Here is a 21,464-nt window from a genome sequence, read left to right as displayed (position 1 = left end):
TGCAGGCAGTTTATCATAAAAATAAAAAAGCCCACTCATAGAGAGTGGGCTTGAGGTATAAGTCCAAATTTTAAAATTACTGCAATTTTATTCTTGTCATTACACCCATGGGAAGATGGTTTTTATTTTAAAAGCGTTAAGTGACCTTAGTCCAGGCCATTGCCCAGCTTTTTCCGATACCAGGCTCAAAGCTTGGGTCTTTATCATTATTGGTTCTGCAAAATTGGCTAAATGGCCATGCCTTACATTGGTATATATAACCTGTTTTAGGCTGCAGTACGCGAGTCCCCGCGTTGTATTGTTCGCCCCCATTAGGGTATACAAAATCATATGCTTGGTTGGTGCACTTAGCGGGGGTATCGCACTTTGCAATGCAATGAAAATCAACCTTTGCCTTATTAATACCGCTACTTTCTAGGGCAAATATTTCGTTATCTCGATAGCCAACCACCAACCCTTGCTTAGTCATTCTACCTGCACTTACCAGGGGCACATGCACGTTTATATACTCAGCAACTAAGCGTGGCCAAGCATGAGGCTCACCTTGTTCTAAAGAGGTAATTTTATAATCAAACGATAAATCAACAAGCACTCCTTGCATGTCTGAAAAGGTTACACTAACCACATCCCCAATGAATAATTGAGTATGATGGTTTAAACAACCTATAGTTGACCATTTTCCACAGGCCAACGACGTATGCATAAACACAGTAACACCTTAAGAGTCACAAAATTTTATCCATATCATATGGATACACAAAAACGACACTGAGGGCAAGCAATACCGTATAAAAATTATGCAGCAGCCCCGCTATCGTAGTTTACACCTTAGACCGGAAACTTTGCGTCTTAGCCTTTCGACTAATTTGCCAACAGAAAAAAGTGATTATAAAACGTGCGCAAAGCTTATTCAAACAAAAGAATGTAACCAAGATTTTTATATAACCCTAAATAACTAAAAAGCCAACTTGTTAAAGTTGGCTTTTAATAGTTTAAGAGGTTTGGTTTATAGGGGCTTTTCGCCTAAATACTTTTCGAAAAGCCATTTTAAACACGCCGCCAATATCGCCTAAAATAATGTACAAGCACGGCACCAATATAAGGGTGATTAGTGTTGCAAACATTACCGCAAAGCCTAGCGCTACTGCCATAGGGATTACAAATTTAGCTTGTAAACTGGTTTCAAACATTATGGGCAGAACCCCTGCAAAGGTTGTAATAGAGGTTAATAATATTGCCCTAAAGCGTGCACAACCGGCTTCTATTACCGCGTTTTTAACGCTTACACCCTCTCGGCGTACTTGGTTTACGTAGTCGGTCATTACCAGCGAGTCGTTTATTACAACGCCAGCCGCGGCTATTAAACCAAAGCCCGACATTAAGCTAATGTCTAAATCAAACCAAAAGTGTCCCCAAATAGCCCCCGTTAAACTAAACGGAATAACCGACATAACAATAAGCGGCTGGGCATAACTTTTAAGTGGTACAGCAAGCAATATATAAACTAAAATCATGCCGCCTACAAAAAACAGCAGCTGCTCATTAGCTTGCGCTTGTTGCTCTTCTATTGCGCCACCTAGCTCTGATTTTACACTTGGGTATTCTTCTTTAAGTTGCGGCAGTAAGTTTTCTTTTACTTGCGAAACCACTTCGCCTGGCTCTATAGCTTCTTCATCAATACTGCCGTACACATAAACAGTACGATAACCGCCCTCACGGCGAATATAGCTAATACCCGGCGTTTCGGTTAATTCAACCACATCACCTAAAAGTACTTCACGCCCTTGCGGTGTAGTAACTACAGTGTGTTTTAGCGATGAAAACGCTTCGCGAGTCAGTTTAGGGTAACGTACCATTACTCTTACTTCTTCGCCGTTACGTATTACACGCTGTGCTTCGCCACCATAAAAACTAGCGCCTACTTGATTTGCAATGTTAGCAAGGTCGAGCCCTAAATCGTAAGCTACAGGTTTTAAGCTCATTTGCACTTCTTTGCTAGCAGGGTCAATGGTTGAACTTATATCAAACAAGCCTTTTTGTTGCTGCAATAGCTGAATAAAACGACGGCCTGCCGCATTAAGCGTTTCTATATCTGAGCCAAACAGTAAATAACCAAATTCGCCTTCGCCGGTGCCGCCACCGCCGCCAACATCATCTTCAATAGTGAGTGATTTAATACCGGCAATGGTTGGCATGGCTTCTCGCCAGCGGCGCGAAAGTTCAAACGCGTTATAAGGGCGTAAGTCTTCATCTACTAACGGCGCAAGTAACTGAGACTCCGTTCTGCCTTGGTTAAATACCAGTACATCACGAATTATTTTTTGGCCAAATTCACGCTCTGTTTCTTCATCAACTCTTAACACCATGGCTTCTACTTCACGAATAGCTGCAATAGTTTGTAAATCAGACACATTGTCATTCATTTCTATTTGAATTTGCGGAAAATCATGCGGCACTTTAGGAGTAGGTACAGTGCGTACTTTATTTGATGTGATCAGCGCAATGCTTATAAAAAACATAGCAATAAAGCCAAACAATACTGTCCAACGCCAATCTACACAACGCGATATAAAACGCTTATAAGGGCCATTTACAAAACCAAAAAAGCGGGTATTAAACCTATCGCGCCAGCCCCCTTTTTTAATAGGTGAAAAGTGCGTGTGGGCAATGTGCGCCGGTAAAATAAGTTTTGATTCAACTAAGCTAAATACTAAACACAGCATAACTACTACGGCAATACCGTAAAAAAAGGCGCTTTCTGGCCCGCTTGAAAGTGTAAACGGGGCAAACACCGCAATGGTTGTTAGTACGCCAAATGTAGCAGGGGTTGCTACACGGTTAGCACCACGGACGACGTTTTCAACTCCACCTCCGCTTTTTTCAACCTCAGTATAGGCGGCCTCTCCTATTACTATGGCGTCATCTACCACAATCCCGAGCACCATAATAAAAGCAAACAACGAAATAATATTAATGCTTATACCAAATAAAGGCATTAGCATCATGGCGCCTAAAAAGCACACTGGTAAGCCAATCATTACCCAAAGCGCTAATTTAAAGCGCAAGAATAACGAAAGCATAATAGCGACTAATATTGCCCCTTGAAACAAGTTAGCCTTCATCATATCAAGGCGCGCATTTAGGTAGTACGTCATGTCCATTAAAGGCTCTAACCTAACGCCCGGTGGCAGCTGGGTATTTTTTTGCTCAATAAATGCTTTAACCGAATCGGCAACGGGGATCATGTTTTGATCTTGCGTTGCCTTTACCGACATATACACTGCGTTTTCGCCATTAAATTTAAAGTAGCGCTCGCCTTCGGTAAATTGGTCTTTAATAACGGCAATGTCTTGCAACAATACTTTAGCGCCGTATTCGCCTATTTTTACCGGAATTTGTCTAAACTCATCGCCAGAGTAATACTGGTTTTCAACCCTAACAGAAATAATCCCCGCATCTGTTGTTAGTTGCCCCGCCGAAAAATTAGCAGAGTAATTACGCACAGCGGTCATTACATCGCTTAGGGTTAAGTTGTATTGGCGCAAAGTGTCTGGGTCGATTTCAATGGCTATTTCATCAAGCGGCACATCGTTTTCTACCAACGACACGTTTGATAGCTGTAATAGCTCATCTTCAATTTGATTGGCAATTGGTTTGAGTTCTGTCAGCGGCAAGTCGGCAACTAAGGTCATCCCTATAACATCTTGTCTAAACTCAATCTGACTTATGGTGACCGGTTCCATACCCGCAGGAAAGGTTGCAATACCATCAACACGCAGCTTTACCTTATCAAGTACATCGGTAAGCTCTGCATCGGTGTTAATTTCAAGGCTTGCTCTACCGCCATTTCTAAAGGCGCGGTACACGCCCTTTTTAATTTCGGTCACATCCTTTAGTGATTCTTCAATTTTTATAAGAATGCTTTCTTCAATTTCTTGTGGTGAGGCACCGGGGTAATTTGCCTCAACATTAATGTAGTTAATTTCTACATTAGGAAACATTTGGCGCTGAATGGTTAAGTAGCTAATAATCCCCATGATGATGATAAAAACCATCATTAGGTTGGCTGCAACAGAGTTTTTAGCAAAATAAGCTATTAACCCTGTTTGTTTTTTTTCAATTGATTCGCTCATTAATTTACACCTTACAACTGTTGCGCATCAGCGCTACTTTCGGTGTTTGTATTAGCGTTACTTGGCTCGCCCATGCCAGCCACTTTAACCTGCATGCCTTTTTGTGGGTACTCAGGTAACGTGGTAACCAATTTATCATCGGCGTTAAGTCCGCTGCTAATATAAAAGTACTCGCCTTCTTCTCTCACTACGGTTACTTTGCGCGGTTCAAGTTCTTGGTTTTCGTTAACTATCCACACCATTTGGTTATTAACTAATGATTGCGGCAAACGGTAAATATTATTAAGCATGGCGCCTGCAAAATTAACCTGCACGTAGCTGCCAAATTTAATAGCCGGTTGCTGTGTTTTTAAGCCGTATGGGTCTTCAATACGTACCACTAAGCTGCTCATGCGCGTCGCGTTATCTACAATACCTAGGTCGCGGTCAATCACGCCTTCACGTGTAAAACTGTTTAAACCTTTTTGAATAATAGTGGCCTTAATGCCCTTAATTCGCTCCGGTAAAAATACGCTATCAAAACCAGCAATAGGAATAATAACCTCTGCTGTTTCTATATTATTTAAATCGGCCACTTGTGCGCCCATAGCCACAAACTGGCCTACCCCCACATTGCGGCTTATAACAAGCGCATCGTAAGGTGCTTTTATATCGCAGTTTTCTAAATCGCGTTGCGCTCTTTTTAATGCGGCTTGCGCCGATTTAACCGCTGCTTGGGCGCTTAGCACCTGCGGTTTACGTAAAAACAAGTCGGTACGTGCCTTACTCGGAAAACGCTTTGCTTCGTCTTCGGCTACTTTTGCCTGCGCTTGCTCTTCAATTAAGGCCGCTTTGGCACGCGCTAAATCGGCTTCGGCTACCAATACGGCTGCTTCGTAGTTGTCTTTTTCAATGCTAATAAGTGTATCGCCACGAGAAACCACGCCACCCGCTACAAAGTTAGGGTGCCAGCTAATTACTTCGCCCGACACCTGCGCCGCCAACTGCGTATTTTCTAATGGTTTTATTTCGCCATAGCTGTTTATTATTACTTGATGATTATTAGCTTCTACAGGCTCAACTTGCACGGTGGGGCGTGTATCTACTGCTGTTTTACTTTGATCTTCTTGTGCAATAGCGTTTATTCCCATAAAGCCCACTACACCAATGGCTAATGCTACAAATGGGAACACCCATCTCAGTGAATTTGATTGCATATCCTAATTACCTCATATTTCTACTAACACTATAATAACAGAGCGCAATAAAACATTAACCTGACATTTGTAAGCAACTGTTACAAATCAAATTGGGAACTAAATATAGCTCTGTACCCGTTAACAAACACCTGCTATTCATCGCATTTATTATATTTTGTTACAAACTTTTACTATTTAAAATCAATAAATTACAGGTTTAGGCTATTATTTCATCGAGAAGATGTGCGAACAAATTTTAATTTACGTACAGTCACACTAAATAAATAACAGCGAAAAAGATTATTACAATGAAATTAACAACCCTTGCGCTAACACTTAGTGTAGCGCTTAGCGGCCACGCACTGGCTAGCGATAAAAAAGAAGACAAAAAACCACAAACCCTAAGCGAAATGGTCGAAGGACAAACCGAATTTTCAGGTATTTTTAATTTATACCAAGACCCAAAAACCGGTGAGCACTTAATGGTGATCAGCGAATCGCAGCTTAATACCCCTTTTGTATACTTTGCCCATACAGTCGACGGTGTCACTGATGCTGGGCATTATCGCGGTGCCTATAGAGAAACCAAGCTTATTGAGTTTAGAAAATACTTTGACCGCATAGATATAGTTAGCAAAACCCCTCGCTATAAATTTGATCAAAACAGTGCCATTGCCAAAGCAAGCAATGCCAATATTAGCGAAGCCGTTTTAGCCAGCATTAAAATAGAAAAAGAAGAGCAAGGAAAAATAGCCTTTAAGGTCAACAAGCTATTTTTAAGTGAGGCGCTACACAAGGTATCGCCAACGCCAAACCCAGCCGATAAAAAAGCTAAAAAACGCTTTAAAGTGGGTAAATTAAACAGTAAAAAGTCGCGTATTGTTAAGCAGCGTCCTTACCCAAATAACTTAGATGTGGTTGTAGATTACGTATTTAGTAATGCCAGCCCCACCGTGCGTGGTACAAGCGCAGTAAGCGACCCGCGCAATGTCTCTGTAAAGGTGCAGCACTCTTTTGTTGCATTACCAACAAACGACTATAAACCACGTAAAGATGACGCGCGCATAGGCTATTTCACCAATCAATTTGATCTAATGACCTCGACCGATTGGGCACCGTATGAAGATGTTATTAAACGCTGGGACCTACAAAAGAAAAACCCTAGTGCTGAGCTTTCTGAGCCAGTAAAGCCAATTACCTGGTGGATAGAAAATACCACCCCAGTAGAGTGGCGCGACACAATACGCGATGCCGTACTTACCTGGAATAGCGCTTTTGAAAAAGCCGGTTTTAAAAACGCACTAGAAGTTAAAGTACAACCCGATGACGCAACCTGGGATGCTGGTGATATTAACTACAACGTATTACGTTGGACTTCATCACCTAAACCGCCATTTGGTGGCTACGGGCCAGCTCTTGCCAACCCGCTAACCGGTGAAATACTTGGCTCAGACATTATGCTTGAGTTTGTGTTTATGAAAAACCGCTGGATTTACGACACGCTTTACACACAAGGCACAATGAGCCACGGCGAAAACCTGCACACAAGTGGCGATTTAAATTGCTCACTAGGCCATGAAATTCAACAAAACCTATTACTTGCTAAAGGCTTAGCAACAGGTGCCTCCATTGATGACAATGAAATGATTCGCCAAGGTTTAACTCAGTTAATTCTTCATGAAGTAGGCCATACACTAGGCTTAAACCACAATATGAAATCGTCTATTTTGTGGGATGAAAAAGAGATTCATGATAAAACCAAAACCCAAGGCATAGTTACAGGCTCAGTGATGGATTATGCGCCGGCCAACATAGCACCCATTGGTGTGCAGCAAGGCGATATTTTTCAAACCAAGCCAGGCCCTTATGACGACTGGGCTATAAACTATGGCTACAGCACAGCCCTTGAAGATGAAGCCGCAGAGCGCGCACGCCTAAATACTATATTAGCGCGCTCTAGCGAGCATGCGCTTGCCTTTGGTAACGATGCCGACGACATGCGCGCACCGGGTCGCCATATAGACCCACGCGTAATGATAGGCGACCTTTCATCAAACCCTGCAGCCTATGGCGCCGACCGTATGGCGCTAATTAATAAGCTATTTACTGAGCTAAAAGATAAAGCCACAGTAAAAGGTGAGTCTTACCAACAACTGGTTACCTCAGCTAATAGTTTATTTGGCCAATACCGCTCGCAAGCGGGCATTGTTTCTCGCCAAATAGGTGGCGTATATGTTGAACGTGCCGTTGTGGGCGACCAGCATGCTGATAAACCTTTTACCCCCGTACCGCTTGAGCGCCAAACAGAAGCAATGAACATACTTGCTAAATATGTATTTGCGCCAGATGTACTCACTAGCATGCAACCACTGTATAACTATTTACAGCAACAGCGTCGTGGTTTTAGCCATTATGGTAAAAATGAAGACCCTAAAGCGCACAAAATGATTTTAGGCATGCAAAAAACAGTACTTGCGCAATTGCTGCACCCTGCTGTTATGCTGCGTATTTCAGACACCGCGTTGTACGGTAACGAATATAGCCTAACGCAATTTATGGACGACCTAACTGCCAGTATTTTTGTTGATAGCAAAGAGAGCACGTCTATTAGCCGCAATCTACAAATTGAGTATGTAAATCAGCTTATTGCTATTGCAGGCCTAGGCAAAGCCAGTAAACACGACAATTTGGCAAAAACTGCCGCGCTCTATCAGCTAACGCAAATAGCTGATACAAGCGTAGGATGGGGAGCCGATACAGCAACTAAAGCGCATAAAAAGTATATTGATCACTTAATTGCTAAAGCGTTAGAAGCTTAATTAACTAAATCAAACAGGCCACGTAATACGTGGCCTGTTTATTTATAAATAAATTGTGCCTTTTAAATACCGCACAGCGTTACCGGTTAAGGTCACTGTATTTTCGCCTACCTCACATTGTATAAAACCACCTCGGCTTGAAGCCTGATACGCGTTTAATTTATTTTTACCTAATTGCTGCGCCCAGTAAGGGGCAAGGCCGGTGTGAATAGAGCCCGTAACAAAGTCTTCTTCGCCGCCACTTGCTGGCCAAAAATAACGAGACACAATATCGTACTCAGCAGAACTCGCTGTGGCGACCACATCAAGTGGATATAAGGTTTTTAACAAATCAGACTCAGTGGTTAAATCATGAATTTGTTGAGCATTTTCGTATATAGCAAAATATGCTTGGCGGTTTTTAAGCACCTTAATAGGTTGTATAGACAACCCTTTCAATAGCGCATCGGGTACCGCTTGTACTTCATCTGGCGCTTGTCTAGGAAAGGTCATAGCAAAACTGCCATCGCTATTTTTATTAACAATAAGCTCCCCTACAGCCGCGGCGTTAAAGCGCACTTGGCTAAGGTTGTGCTGCTCGCATAAAACATACGCAGCAGCGAGCGTAGCGTGGCCGCAAAAGTCTATTTCCATTAATGGCGAAAACCACCGTATTGCAAAACTGCCATCTGCCAAAGGGCAAGTAAACGCAGTTTCAGAAACATTATTTTCAGCGCCAATATTAAGCATTAACTCATCACTAAGCCACGACTCAAGCGGGATCACAGCCGCGTAATTGCCTTTAAATAACTCGCTTGTAAATGCATCAATTTGATGGATAGTGAGTTGCATAGGTTCCCCCCCTAAATTAATTAGAGTTTAAACCTGCCACATAGCCATTAAATAATCACTATTAATTTTATAGTTAAGCCATTGCGGGGCGCATTTTATAATATTGCATACATGCAAATTGCACGGCATTTGTAAGTAGTAGCATAACAAACATTAAAATATGCGAGGTGCTGGGCATAGCACTGCTTAGCTCTACAAATAAGCCACAAGTACCTGCTACAAACTGCAAGCTAAAGTAGCGGGCGCTTAAATTGCTAATATTACCACTGCGTAAGGTTTTATACGTTTGCGGCATAACCCGCACTGAGCTCATTACCAGCCCTACGTATGTAAGGGCGTTGAGCACCGATGATGTTTCTAAGCTTTTATTTAACAGCAATAAAAAAGGTAATAACGAAAAGCCAAGCATAGCCACAAGCTGTATACGTTCAGCTTTTGCGGCGTTATAGCGTGCAAAGTAATATAAAATTAGACCACTTAGCGCCCCAGTTACAAAAAATGGTAAAGCAATAAAGTAGCGTTCAAAATAAATATTGTAGGTAATAAAGTAGAGACTTTGTGCTAAACCAAAGGTCATCATTAATAGTGATAACCCCGACACACTGCGATTCTTTCTAATTTTGCTCAATAGCGGTAAAAAGCTAAAAACTAAAATAAAAGCCGAAAAAATAGGTAGATAGTGCGCCAAAACAACCTCGCTCGTTACTTAAATGTTAATATAAAACCCGCCTGAAACAATAAATAAACATATGTTTTTAAAAGGGTTTTAAAGTGAGCGCGCATTGTAATGATGAATACATTTTACTCAACAAATTAGCGTAAACCTATATTAGGCACTGGCAAGATAGCTGTACAAAAATCGTTACTTTAAGTGAACACCAGAGCCTCTTTGCATTTAAAAGTTACCAACCTTACACCTCAGCTTAAACGCATTTTACTCTAGAGATCGGCTCGCTCTAAAACAATTATTGTGCATTCATCGCACAACTATGAAATAGAACTGATAATTGTTATCATACGCAGGTCCGTGGCAATTACACAAAAAATAAACTATGAGAAAAACACTTTTTAAAATTCACAGCTGGGTAGCCCTTATAGCGCTTATTCCGCTGCTTGTTATCAGTATAACTGGTAGCGTTTTGGTATTTAAAAGCGAGATTGACGGCTTACTAATGCCAGACAGTCACTTTGTTGTACAACAACAAGCCAACCGCTTACCTATTGATACACTTATAACAAAAACTCAAAAAACCTACCCTGAGTATGTTGTTGGTAGCTGGGAAATATTTAACGATGATACTGCTGATCGGGTTTATTTAATTAAACGCGGTACAGAGGACTGGTATAAATTTCATTTAGATCAATACACGGGCAATATTTTATCGGAGCCAGTAGGCACTAGCCATTACTTTACCGACTGGTTTTTAGACTTACATTACACCTTTTTACTTAACGATTTAAAAAGCTTACCAGGGCAAACTGGCACTGTTTTAGGGTTCTTTTTTGCGGTGTTTTTTTTAGTACTGGGTATTACAGGTCTTATTATTTATCGTAAGTTTTGGCAGCGTTTATTTAGCGTACGCTGGCGCGCCACACTGCAAATAGTGCTTAGCGACATTCATAAAATGACCGGCGTAATTGGCTCGCCAATTATTATAATTTTAGCCATCACCGGCGGCTACTTTAATGGCGCGGTGTGGTATCACGAAGTAGTTGAACACGCAGAAGAAGAGCACTTTGTATTAACTAAAAATTTATACAATGAAGAGATTTCTTTTCAGCACGTACTTGATGACAGCCAAAAGCAAATACCCACCTTTAATGGTACGTTTTTAGTAATGCCGCTTGAGCCAGACGAAAACATAACGTTATTTGGTGAGGTTGATACCAGCAACCCGCTTGCCAGTGAATATGCCAATACCGTGACTTACAATAAGCTAACGGGCGAGCATATGGCTAACTGGGACATTCGCGAAGTGGGTGTAGGTTGGCAAGTAATTGATAGCTTTAGAAAACTACACTTTGGTTATTTTGCAGGGCTCATTAGTAAAATAATTTGGTGTGTTATTGGTTTAAGCCCCGTTTGGCTTGGCGGTACTGGCTTTTATTTATGGTTTACTCGCCGTAAGCGTAAAAAACAGTCTCAAAAAAACCGCTTAAGTAAACACCGCACTGTAAGTGCTTGATTAAAAAATCACCTCACTGTAATGTTAAAAATCACAGTGAGGTGATATATGAAATATTTAGTTTTTACACTTAGTTTATTGCTAACTGCTTGCAGTAGCACCCCGCCCGAAGCGCCAATTAAAAAAGTACAACTTACCCATATAATAAATCACTCGCTTTTCGAGCAGGTTAAAACACCTAGCGAGCACAGTATTTTTGAGCTGTCGGAGCCTGAAAAAAGCGCGTTTTTAACCTATGCACACTCGCGTTTAAACAATGTACGCGCTGATGAAATTATTTTTAATTACCTGCAAAACCAGCTCACCAACTTTAAGTATGATGGCGCCACCCTCACAGCCCAACAATCGATTGAACGCTCAGAAGGTAACTGCATTAGTTTAGCCATACTTACGCAAAGCTATGCGCAGCTTTTAAACCTCGAAACCAGCTTTCAAGAAATGACGAGCGAACCTGTGTATGCCAAAGAAGGCAATGTAATTTATGTTGCTAACCACTTTAGAACGAAAATTTACGCCCCAAAAAAAGAAACAGATGAAGATATTATTGTAATAATTCGCGCAGGCACGTTAATTGATTACTTCCCCACCCGTGGCAGCTTTTACTCAGGCAGCGCTACGTATAACGATTTACTGTCTAATTTTTATAGCAACTTAGCGGCCACGGCACTAGCCGAAAACAACCTTAATAAGGCTTACTCTTTAATTATGCAAGCCAACCGCTTTACGCCAAACGATGCAGAACTATTTAATATAGCCGGCGTGCTGCACCGCCGTGCAGGCGATTTAAAAAGCGCTCACATGATTTACCAAACCGCGCTTGATAGAAACGATATAAGTATAAATTTAATTAATAACTATCGAATATTAGCAAAAGAGCTGGGAGATAAAACACTAGAAAAACGCCTAACAAGCCAGCTTGTTGATAAAGAAAAAGATCCCTACGAGCTACTCGTTATTGCTAAAAATAACTTACATCAGGGCAAGGTCACTCAAGCTAAAAAACAACTCGAACTCGCCATTGCAAAAGCCCCTTATATATCGGAGCTCTATTTAGAGCTGGCTAAAATTCGCTACCAACAAGGTAATACAGCGCAAACACAAAGCTTGCTTGAAAAAGCCATCCAGTATGAGCGCAATAAAGAAAGGCTAAACGTATATCAAGCTAAGCTTGCGTCGCTAAACAAGCACAATTAACCATAGGTATTTTAAATTAGTTTAAACGCGGCTTTTGCTAATGCACTTATTACACAAGTGCATTAGCGTGTTATAGCAATTTACTTAAAGCGAGTAGTAAAAGCTAAACCAGCCGCGCATTTCATCCTCAAAGCTATCGCCCTCAACGCGCGATAATCCCATATTAAAGGTTAAATCGTTCACACCGACTGGGCCTAATCCAAAGCTAAAATTGCCTTGATATTTTAAACCATAACTTTGTGCGTATACCGCATCATCTACCTGATGCTGTTTGTAATAAAGCCACGGCATGCCTTCTTTAAAGCTAAAACCACCGCCATAACCCATGTAGCGCTCAGCAGTTGTGCTATAAAATGGCAGCTCTGATGAAAGCACAAACTCACTATTTTGATGCTCGCTAATTAGGTTTGAGTTAAATCCGCCTAGCGCTAAGCTGCTATCATCGCGCTGCTTTTGAGTAAAATTAATATAAAGCGGCACATCAAACGCTTTACCAAATACTTTGGCCGCTAAATCATAGCCATCCCAATTATTGTTTTTACTGCTGCCATCGTAATACTGGGCATTAACACTTTGCCCTATAGCAAATGCTTGGCGGTCGTACTGCCAGCTTTGTGTAATGCCTATGCGTGCCCATTTATTATAGTCTTGCTTATAATCGGTATAGTTATAAGCCAGCTCTGGCGTTATGCTAAACGCCGCGTATTTAATCGGGTAACTTAAGGCTGCAAAACCACCTCGTGCAGATACATCTGCATTTTCGCTCGCTTGGTACTGCTTTGCGGTATTTAAATCATAATCAAATACACTCAATTTAAGCTTAACTGGCAGTGCATTGTATTTTGCTTGGGCGTATCCGCCATGCAAAGCATCATCATTTAAATCAACACTATAGCCCGCTTGAAGGTCTAACTGTTTAAGTAAGTCACTACTTTTAATATTTATATTTAAAGCACTTGAAGCGGCCGAGTAATACTGTGCGCCAAGCGCTAGGCTCGCATGCTGATCAAGCACATCGTAGCTGCTTTGTTTACCTACATTGTCGCTATATATTTTTGCTTTAGGCAAAGTGTATTGATCAACCAAAAGCAGTGGCGCGCTATTATCAAGTGCTAAATCAGTGATTACTTCACCCTCTAGCGTACTCGGTAGTTGCTTTACATTAGGCCCATCAGCAGTAATAGATAAATAAAGTAATGCCCCTTCGTTTGTTTCTAGCGGGTGGGCAACGGCTTCTTGGCCCTGAGTAAGTTTAGTTAATGTGCTACTTGCAATATGGTAGCTATAAATATCAGTTGAGCCTTTTAAGCCGGCTACAAAGTAAATTTTTTCTCCGTTTTTACTAAAGCTGGGTTGGCTTAGGTATTGGTACCCGTTTGGCATAGGCACGGTTTGGTGAGTATTATTGGCAACATCTTGTATATACAATTGCCAATTCTCATTCAAATTGGCTGATACATAAGCTAACTGGGTTTCATCAGGGCTAAAAGTTGGGTAGTCGTAAGCTGTTTTTAAGCTTTTAGTAAATAAAGGGGTAATGGTTTGCGTTGCTAAGTCTACTTTTACTAATTCTGAGTAGCCACCACGTACTTGCTCGGCGTAAAGGGTTTCTCCATTGTTTGTAACACTAAAGCGGCGTAAGCCAGCAAGTTTAGTTAACTGCTCAACTTTTCCAGTTTCGGTGTTATAACTAAAAATATCAGACACTTTGTTATAAATACCCGTCTCTTCACGTGTATAAGCATTAAAGTAAAGTGTGCTGTTATTTACCCATTGTGGATTAGCAATTCCCGCTCTGTTTATTTGATTTAATACGTGCTTTTTCTCACGTTTAAATACACTCGGGGCGTTATCGGGTATATCCAATGCATCGTTTTCTAATAGCGCTTTTTGTGCTTTTGTAAATTCATCTTCAGCTTTAGTATTATCCTGCGTGCTATAAATAATAAGCTTGGTTTTTTTATCTTTATCGCGCTCAACAATCGCAAGTTTACTGCCATCTTTTGAAAGCGCAGGGTTACTTGCGTATAAGTTAAGCTTTAACCACAGCTCGCTGTTAAGCGCAGGCTCTGACTGCTCTTTTGCCATCGCTTTATAGGTATATTGTGCAATAAAGCGGCCATATAACTTAGCCGCACTTTGGCCAAATATCCCAGTAAAGGCCTCGTTAAAATCGCGCTTTTTAACTGCCTGAATACGTGTCCATACAGCATCGAGCATTTGCTCTGAATAAGTTTGCTCTAGCCAATTTAAAAACCGGCTGCCCATTAAATACGCCATAGAGCCAGCCATAAAACCGCCCTCTGTATCACTTAGCTGGCTATAGCTAGGCAATGCCCCCTGCTGAGCAAACTCAATGAGCATTGACTCAGTGTAGTTATCAAATAGTCGCCCTCGGCCCGTCATTTTTGACTCAAGTAAGGTTGCATAACCTTCGGCTACCCAGCGCGGCATATCACTGTAAGTTAAGTCGTAAATATCCCACACACCCCGTATTTTTTGCTGCCACGTGTTGCGTGTTGGCTGCGCTAAATGCACTAAGTGAATATATTCGTGCAATATCAGTAATTGCTGCCAGCCACTAATGTTAGAAACCACCGTATCTGATTGCGGGGGCGTGGTAAAAAGGGCCATTAAAGGATTATTAGAAGTAGGTAAAGCAAAGCCGTTGGGCGCATTTAGGGGATCAAACACTACTACATCAACTATTTTATCAAGTGCTCGGTTTTGCTGCTCAAGCACTTTACTGCGCACTATTTCAAGTTCGACCGCTGTCGATTTAGCATAATCGGCGTTTTCGGTGCTGTAATGCACATTAAAGTGCTCGGTATGAATAGTTTGCCAATCAGCAGCTAAGGTAGGTGTGGCTAATAACAAAGAGGCAGCGATGAGTGATTTTTTCATAATAATCCTTTAAATGATTGATACCACTTAGAGTATTATTAAACCAGCCAATGTTGCAGTAAAAAAATGTAACAAAGCTTATGAAAGTGTATGTTTTATAAGCTTTAAAATTAAGCAATACCTTGTTTTACATGAAAAATCTATAACGCCGTTAACGCTTTATTTGGCAACCTAAAAAGGCTAAATATGTAAGTCGATTGGTATAATTACATCCAGTTACGCTGCGTTGACTCCGCCTGATAAAGAGTAAAATCAATTATATAATCAGCATCTTGCTGCTTTATATAAGGCATAAAGGCAAACCCTGATGCAAGTTGTATATACAGGCTTTTAAGCCCTGCGCGGCGCATAAAGTAGGTACTAATACTGCGTGCACTTTGCGCTTTATACAGTTCAAACACACGGTAATGCACACCTATCATACCTTTGCGTACCACCATGTAAAAACGGCCGTTGTCTTCATGCAAATAATAGCCATAACGCTGATAAGCAAGCGTTACTAATCCCGCTAAAATAAGTAATACTCCCAAGCTAAGCCAGGCATTAAAGTCGCCTAAATAACAACCTAACAGCACAATAGCGCTTGGAATTAAGGCATAAAAGCTCAAGTTTTTATAAAGTAAGGCCGGTTCTGCGCCGTTAAACTGCAATTTTTTGCTATTAAACCACGGGTAAATCCATTGGCAAACGCTATCTACTTGCTCGTTATTTAAAACGGGTAACACTAAGGTTTGTTTATTTTTTTTAGCAGCCACGCCCGCCGCTATACCGCCGCTACTTGCTTGTAAGCACTCAACGGTAAAACGCTTTAGTAACCGCCCCATTAGGTTTTGTTTTATAACTATAGATTGCACTTTATCCATGCTCATAGACAACTGATGACGCTCTAATAAGCCAGCAATACGTTTAAATTTTTGGCCTTTAAAGTAAAGCTCAAAGTTATAAAAACGAATAAGCGACATACCTACCGACAACATCACAGCCGTTAAAACAAGCAAAGCAATAAGCGTTATCATGGCAAAGGTTGCAGCACTTGCCAGTAAACCAAGCTCTTGCTGATAAAACCCTTCTACCTTAGCAATAATTTGCTGCTCTAAAAAATCTACCAACACATTTATAAAAGGCGCAATAGCGGCCATTGCTAATATAGCCATATTAGACATTAAGCCAAATTTAGCGATTTCTTTATTACTGATACGTAAGCTATTTTCTGCTTCAAAATGCTCGCTGGAGGGTGTTTGCTCGTCGGGTTGCTGCTGCGCCTTAAAGGCAAAAATTTGTTTACGCATTTGCTGTGCATAGGTTTTGGTAACACCTGGCAAAACCGCCTCTTGGGTTACGCTGCCTGCGGCATCAAAAATACAATTAACCAAATTAACGGGCGTAAAATAAAAGGGCTCAGCAATATTTACGTTTTGCACACGCGAAAACTTTAGCGTTAGACGCTCTTTTTTAAACACCCCTTTGTTAAGCAAAATTTCGTGATCGTCGCTAATGCAAAACTTAAAATTTATGTAATATAAAATTGAATATATTAGCAGTGTCACTAACGCAATAGCACCTGCAACTTGCGCCCAAAACAGCTTGTTTTCTACTTGTGTTACAAACACCACAAGCATAGGCAGCAGGTTTAAAAGCCCGTCTTTTACAAAGCGCACACTAAAATACACCACAAAATACAACACCGCCCAAGGCGATACTTTTTGCCAATGTAGTGAGCTACTTTGCTCCTCGCTAATGGTATTACTCATTTGCTAATTCAACCTGCGCGGGTGTGCCGTCTTGGCGATAATTTTGTACAAATTGGCGTATGTTTTTGCACTGCTCGTGGGTTAAACCACTTATTTGTAAATCAGCACTGACCCCGCCGGCACTAAATAACTTTAAACTGGCTAACTTTAGTTTTCGCTCAATAGGGCCTTGGTGAATTTCCATATGCTGTACACGCGCGAGGGGCAAAATAGTTATTTGCTGCCAAATAACCCCTTTTTTAAACGCAATATCGTGATTGCGCAGCGCAAAGCCCTGCAGCTTAATACTCAGGGCGTTATAAAACATTGAAAGCAATATTAAAATAGGCACGCCTATCAGCAAGTAGGTTTGTGCTTTGTTAGCAAACGCTTCGTTAAAGTAACAAACAGCAAACAGTACTGCGCAAAAAGGAATGTAAAACGCCAGCCAATTAAGTTGCACGTGTAGTAACGCTTTATCGGCCAAGGGGTTGAGCTGTATTTCACTATGCTTAGGTAAATCCATTACTTGCTGATTATCAAACACGATTTTAAGTACCTTTCCTATTTACTGACTGTTAGCCCAGCTGATTGTAGTAACTAACGTATGGCTTTGTTTAGGCTCAAGTGTCACGTTATCTTCTAACACATTGGCGGCTTCTAAACACACCATGCTCAGGTATTCATCGTCAGCAAAATTAGATAAACGCTTAGATTTTTCTATCCATGGGTTCCACAGCACACACGAGCTTGAGTTCTCGCGGCTTACATTAATAATCCCATCAGGGGTGTGAATGTGTTGCTGCTTAGCGGCCTGGGTATAAACCATATCGGTTTCTCGGGTAAACTCCACTGGGGCATTTTGCGCAAACGGCCCTTCGCCAAACTCAATGTATTGCGCGCCTTGTAAACCTTCTACATGGGTGTGTTTTATATCTGAGGTAGGAAAATAGCTGTGCAAAGCCTGCGTATAGCTAAAAGAGCTATTACTTAAATTAGTGGTTGTTAAACGCACCTGTAATTGCTCGCTCAATACAAACTCAACCTTTAACGCCGAGTTGTGCGGCCAATACGTTGGGTTAACTAATTTCATGGGTAAGTTTAAGCTAATTGTAATGTGCTCATCATCTTCATGCACAGCATCAGCTTGCCATAAACTGGTACGTGCAAAGCCATGCGCTGGCCAATCTTGATTTTCATGATTACCAAACCAAGGCCAACAAATAGGAATACCACCGCGAATGCTCACCCCTTCTTGAAACGTCTCATTTTTAGAGACCCAAATAAGTGGCTTGTTATTTTTTGGGATGAACTCGGTAATTTGCCCGCCTTGCAAAAATATTTTTGCATCACACTTTGAGCTCGCAACTTTTATAAACTCTAGGCCGGTTTCGCTTTGTTCAATGCTAACTGATGGCGATAATTTCATGTTTTTCCCTACAATGCTGATATTAAAGATTTTTAACATGTGCATATAAACAATAATGCATGTGCAAAGTATACGCTATACTCACTAAACATTGCGTGCATAATTTGTTCATTGGCGATTAATACATACACAGCTAACTTACAAACAATTACCAATTAATAACAGCTGTTATAAATAACACTAATGCGTATAAATAATGGCCATGCTTTAAGGCAGTAAAACCGCGGCTAAGCTTAGGCAAACGCATGTTAAATTTATTAAGGTATTAATGCAGGTGGGTATAATACTAAAGTCTAAACCATAAGACTTGCCAATTATTCACAACATACGTAGTGTGCGCACCACAATGCAAACAATATGCTAATAACATTTAATAAGTTTTAAACAAAATTATACTATTTTAGTTTCTGCTCAAACTAATAAAAACCAATAAACATGGGCTCAAGCTTAATTTATTATTTGAATTCAATTTATTTGATGTGTAACATTTCGCGATTACGGCACACCTTTGGCCCATCGACGAGATAAGCAAATGCAAAAATATGACGAATTATTAGTTTCTTTACGTAAAGTAATCCGCGCGATTGACTTACATTCTAAGCAGCTAAATAAAACATCAGGTTTAACAGGCCCACAATTGCTTATAATGCAAGAAGTAGCGCACACCGATGGAATAACAGCAAGCCGTATCGCTCAGAATGTTAACTTAAGCCCGGCTACTGTAACTAATATTCTTGATAGAATAGAAAGCAGAAACCTTGTAACACGCGTTCGTAGTCAAATGGATAAACGCCGAGTGAGCTTATACCTCACCGAGCAAGGGAAAGAGTTACTAGAAAAAGCACCTCAGCCACTGCAAGAACACTTTATTGAAAAGTTTTCTGCACTTGCAGAGTGGGAGCAAAGTTTATTGCTTTCATCTATGCAACGCGTTGCAGCAATGATGGATGCTGATAAGTTAGACGCATCACCTCTGTTAGAGGTAGGCGCGTTAACTCAAACACCAAATAAATAAAAAAAATAAAAAATAAATTTAAATTAGTTCTTACATCATTCGTAAGGGGCCTTTGGGCACCTTGAATTTTTTTATTTTTTAATCAAAACCTGAGCATCAACAATGACTAAACTCTCAAAATTAACGCTAGCACTAATGCTTGGCGGTGCAGCAAGCACTGCTCATGCAGCCGATCTCGACACACTACAAAGCCAATTAAAGCAGCTTAAGCAACAAATGCAGTTGCTTGAACAGCAGCTTGCTGATGAAAAATCAAAGCAAAGCCAAATCAACAAGCAACACGAACAACAAGTTGCCGAGATCAGTAAAAAGGCCGACAACAAAGAAGTTGTTGTTGCCGCAGCTGCGCCTGAACAAGAAGATGAAGGCATTAAAATTGGCGGTGCCGTACGTTTTAACTACAGCACAAACACCTACGATGAAGACACGCAAGACCGTGGCGGCGATTTAGACTTTGAAGTATTTCGCCTTAACTTATCGGGTGAAATTAGCGATATTTCTGTAAATGGTGATTTTCGTTTTTACGATTACATGACCATTGTTAAGTATGCATACTTAGGTTACGAATTTACAGATGGCTGGGAAGCGCAAGCCGGTATTGCACCTGTACCGTTTGGTAACGGCCCATACAACTCACACAGCTACTTTTTTAGCACCAACTACTACGTTGGCCTAGAAGATGACTTTGATTTAGGTGTGACAGTAAACCGTAAACTTAAAGACAACTGGAAACTAGACCTCGGCTTTTTCAAAAATGATGAAGTAGGCGGCGTTGATGGCAGCTCAGAAGTTAACGAACGTTACTCTTACGATATTGTTGGTAGCCGTGCAACAACCGAAGGCACCTACGACGCACCAGGTTCGCGCCTTGGTGAGTACAATACTTTTGCTGGCCGTACAGTGTATCAAATTGAGCACAGTGAAAACGCTAAAACCGATATTGGCGTATCACTACTAAGCGGTGGTTTGCACGACGGTAACGACCGTGCAGGTAACTACGGCGCATGGGCGTTTCATGTAAATAGCCAAATTAATAACTGGAATATTCAATTTCAGCACGGCGAGTACGACTACGACCTAGACGACAACAGCAACCGCTTTGTAGTTGGCGCGTTTGATTACTACGATACCGTATCAAGCGAAGCAACCATGACCAACTTTAACGTAGCTTACGACCTATCGCTTGATTGGGGCCCAGTAACAGGCGTTCAATTTTACAACGATTACGGCATTATTTACGACAAGTCTGACGACAGCCCAGATACGTGGATGAACGTAACAGGCATGAGCGTATCGGCCGGTGCATTATTTACTTACTTTGACTTTATTCAAGCACGTAACCAGCCATTTATTGGTGGCTCTGTTGCAGGTGATGGCGACACAGAACGTCGCTTTAACATCAACGTAGGTTACTACTTCTAAATAAGTAACACATATTTAGTATGTTAAAAGGGCAAACTTAGTTTGCCCTTTTTTGCGTTTATAGGGTTCGATTTTATAACTATTTGGCCTACAATCCTAACTAACAGCCATTACTTAAAAGAGCCTAAGTGAATATAAAAGCAGTATTTATTTGTTATAAAAACTTATGGCTTAAAGCACTTGGGTTATTATTAGTGGCTCTTGGCATTATTGGTATTGTGCTGCCGGTTATGCCTACCACCATTTTTTTTATTCTTGCGCTTACCTGCTTTACTCGCTCATCACCAGCGCTTGAACACTGGCTACTTAACCACCCTCGTTACGGCGTTACCTTACAACAATGGCAAGCGCATAAAGTAGTGCCTGTAAAAGCAAAATGCTACGCCGCGATTGGTATGCTTATTGGTTTTGTATTTTTGCTTTACTCAAACGCCCCTGTTTGGGTTATTTACCTTGTTGGCGTAATTGAAATAGCCGTTATGATTTACCTAATTTTAAGGCCCTCGCACCCACCAAGCGCTAAATAACCGCCCTTTTTTGCATGCACACACCGTTTAGCCAAAAATTTAATGTAAAGTTAAGTAAGTAAATTTGTAATAGTTAATGCAAATGATTATCATGTT

Annotated in this window: 15 protein-coding genes and 1 riboswitch; of the genes, 6 read left to right on the top strand and 9 right to left on the bottom strand. The window is 41.0% G+C overall.

What is annotated here, in order from left to right; genetic code table 11:
- Positions 1-136: 136 nt before the first annotated feature.
- The 3 genes from PSH50_RS17700 to PSH50_RS17690 all read right to left on the bottom strand — a co-directional run bounded on the left by PSH50_RS17700 (position 137) and on the right by PSH50_RS17690 (position 5,329).
- A complete protein-coding gene (locus PSH50_RS17700; RefSeq protein WP_256846394.1) occupies positions 137-703 on the bottom strand; it encodes a chitin-binding protein in 567 nt (188 codons plus the stop codon).
- 95 nt (positions 704-798) lie between these two features.
- Positions 799-881: riboswitch (cyclic di-GMP riboswitch) on the bottom strand.
- Positions 882-992: 111 nt separating this feature from the next.
- The gene (locus PSH50_RS17695; protein WP_064385951.1) at positions 993-4,133 is read right to left on the bottom strand and encodes an efflux RND transporter permease subunit; all 3,141 of its coding nucleotides are present in this window, start codon (positions 4,131-4,133) and stop codon (positions 993-995) included.
- An 11-nt stretch (positions 4,134-4,144) separates the two neighbouring features.
- A complete protein-coding gene (locus tag PSH50_RS17690; RefSeq protein ID WP_273609929.1) occupies positions 4,145-5,329 on the bottom strand; it encodes an efflux RND transporter periplasmic adaptor subunit in 1,185 nt (394 codons plus the stop codon).
- Positions 5,330-5,619: 290 nt separating this feature from the next.
- Here PSH50_RS17690 and PSH50_RS17685 point away from each other — a divergent pair, with 290 nt between their 5' ends.
- On the top strand, positions 5,620-8,130 hold the full coding sequence (locus tag PSH50_RS17685) for a zinc-dependent metalloprotease (protein ID WP_273609928.1): 2,511 nt from the start codon (positions 5,620-5,622) through the stop codon (positions 8,128-8,130).
- A 42-nt stretch (positions 8,131-8,172) separates the two neighbouring features.
- Here the strand turns inward: PSH50_RS17685 and PSH50_RS17680 are convergent, their stop codons facing one another.
- Together PSH50_RS17680 and PSH50_RS17675 are read right to left on the bottom strand one after the other, a co-directional pair.
- Positions 8,173-8,961: a PhzF family phenazine biosynthesis protein gene (locus PSH50_RS17680; protein ID WP_121638154.1), complete on the bottom strand. Its 789-nt coding sequence runs from the start codon at positions 8,959-8,961 to the stop codon at positions 8,173-8,175.
- A gap of 73 nt (positions 8,962-9,034) precedes the next feature.
- Positions 9,035-9,649, bottom strand: coding sequence for a PQ-loop domain-containing transporter (locus tag PSH50_RS17675; protein ID WP_273609927.1), 615 nt, complete (start codon positions 9,647-9,649; stop codon positions 9,035-9,037).
- Between the two features lie 364 nt (positions 9,650-10,013).
- On the opposite strand from PSH50_RS17675, the gene PSH50_RS17670 reads away from it, so the two are divergent.
- Together PSH50_RS17670 and PSH50_RS17665 are read left to right on the top strand one after the other, a co-directional pair.
- Positions 10,014-11,147: a PepSY domain-containing protein gene (locus PSH50_RS17670; protein WP_273609926.1), complete on the top strand. Its 1,134-nt coding sequence runs from the start codon at positions 10,014-10,016 to the stop codon at positions 11,145-11,147.
- 48 nt (positions 11,148-11,195) lie between these two features.
- Entirely contained in the window at positions 11,196-12,341 is a 1,146-nt protein-coding gene (locus tag PSH50_RS17665) for a lipopolysaccharide assembly protein LapB (RefSeq protein ID WP_273609925.1), read from the top strand.
- An 84-nt stretch (positions 12,342-12,425) separates the two neighbouring features.
- Here the strand turns inward: PSH50_RS17665 and PSH50_RS17660 are convergent, their stop codons facing one another.
- The 4 genes from PSH50_RS17660 to PSH50_RS17645 all read right to left on the bottom strand — a co-directional run bounded on the left by PSH50_RS17660 (position 12,426) and on the right by PSH50_RS17645 (position 18,404).
- Complete coding sequence (locus PSH50_RS17660; protein WP_273609924.1) at positions 12,426-15,245, bottom strand: hypothetical protein; 2,820 nt, start codon at positions 15,243-15,245, stop codon at positions 12,426-12,428.
- Between the two features lie 206 nt (positions 15,246-15,451).
- A complete protein-coding gene (locus tag PSH50_RS17655) occupies positions 15,452-16,996 on the bottom strand; it encodes a PH domain-containing protein (protein WP_273609923.1) in 1,545 nt (514 codons plus the stop codon).
- Positions 16,989-17,522, bottom strand: coding sequence for a PH domain-containing protein (locus PSH50_RS17650; RefSeq protein ID WP_273609922.1), 534 nt, complete (start codon positions 17,520-17,522; stop codon positions 16,989-16,991). Before PSH50_RS17650 ends, PSH50_RS17655 begins: the two co-directional genes overlap by 8 nt.
- 21 nt (positions 17,523-17,543) lie before the next feature.
- Positions 17,544-18,404 (bottom strand): D-hexose-6-phosphate mutarotase, encoded by an 861-nt coding sequence (locus tag PSH50_RS17645; RefSeq protein WP_054983629.1) that lies wholly within the window; start codon positions 18,402-18,404, stop codon positions 17,544-17,546.
- A gap of 532 nt (positions 18,405-18,936) precedes the next feature.
- On the opposite strand from PSH50_RS17645, the gene PSH50_RS17640 reads away from it, so the two are divergent.
- From PSH50_RS17640 to PSH50_RS17630, 3 genes are all read left to right on the top strand, one after another.
- Positions 18,937-19,419, top strand: a complete 483-nt coding sequence (locus PSH50_RS17640) for a MarR family winged helix-turn-helix transcriptional regulator (RefSeq protein WP_004586011.1) — start codon at positions 18,937-18,939, stop codon at positions 19,417-19,419.
- A 102-nt stretch (positions 19,420-19,521) separates the two neighbouring features.
- The gene (locus PSH50_RS17635; RefSeq protein ID WP_024033996.1) at positions 19,522-20,841 is read left to right on the top strand and encodes a hypothetical protein; all 1,320 of its coding nucleotides are present in this window, start codon (positions 19,522-19,524) and stop codon (positions 20,839-20,841) included.
- Between the two features lie 128 nt (positions 20,842-20,969).
- Positions 20,970-21,368, top strand: a complete 399-nt coding sequence (locus tag PSH50_RS17630) for a YbaN family protein (RefSeq protein ID WP_024033997.1) — start codon at positions 20,970-20,972, stop codon at positions 21,366-21,368.
- Positions 21,369-21,464 lie beyond the last annotated feature (96 nt).

It is taken from the genome of Pseudoalteromonas sp. Angola-7 (genome assembly GCF_028599255.1).
GTDB lineage: Bacteria > Pseudomonadota > Gammaproteobacteria > Enterobacterales > Alteromonadaceae > Pseudoalteromonas > Pseudoalteromonas atlantica.
This window is presented reverse-complemented; position numbering and strand designations above follow the sequence as displayed.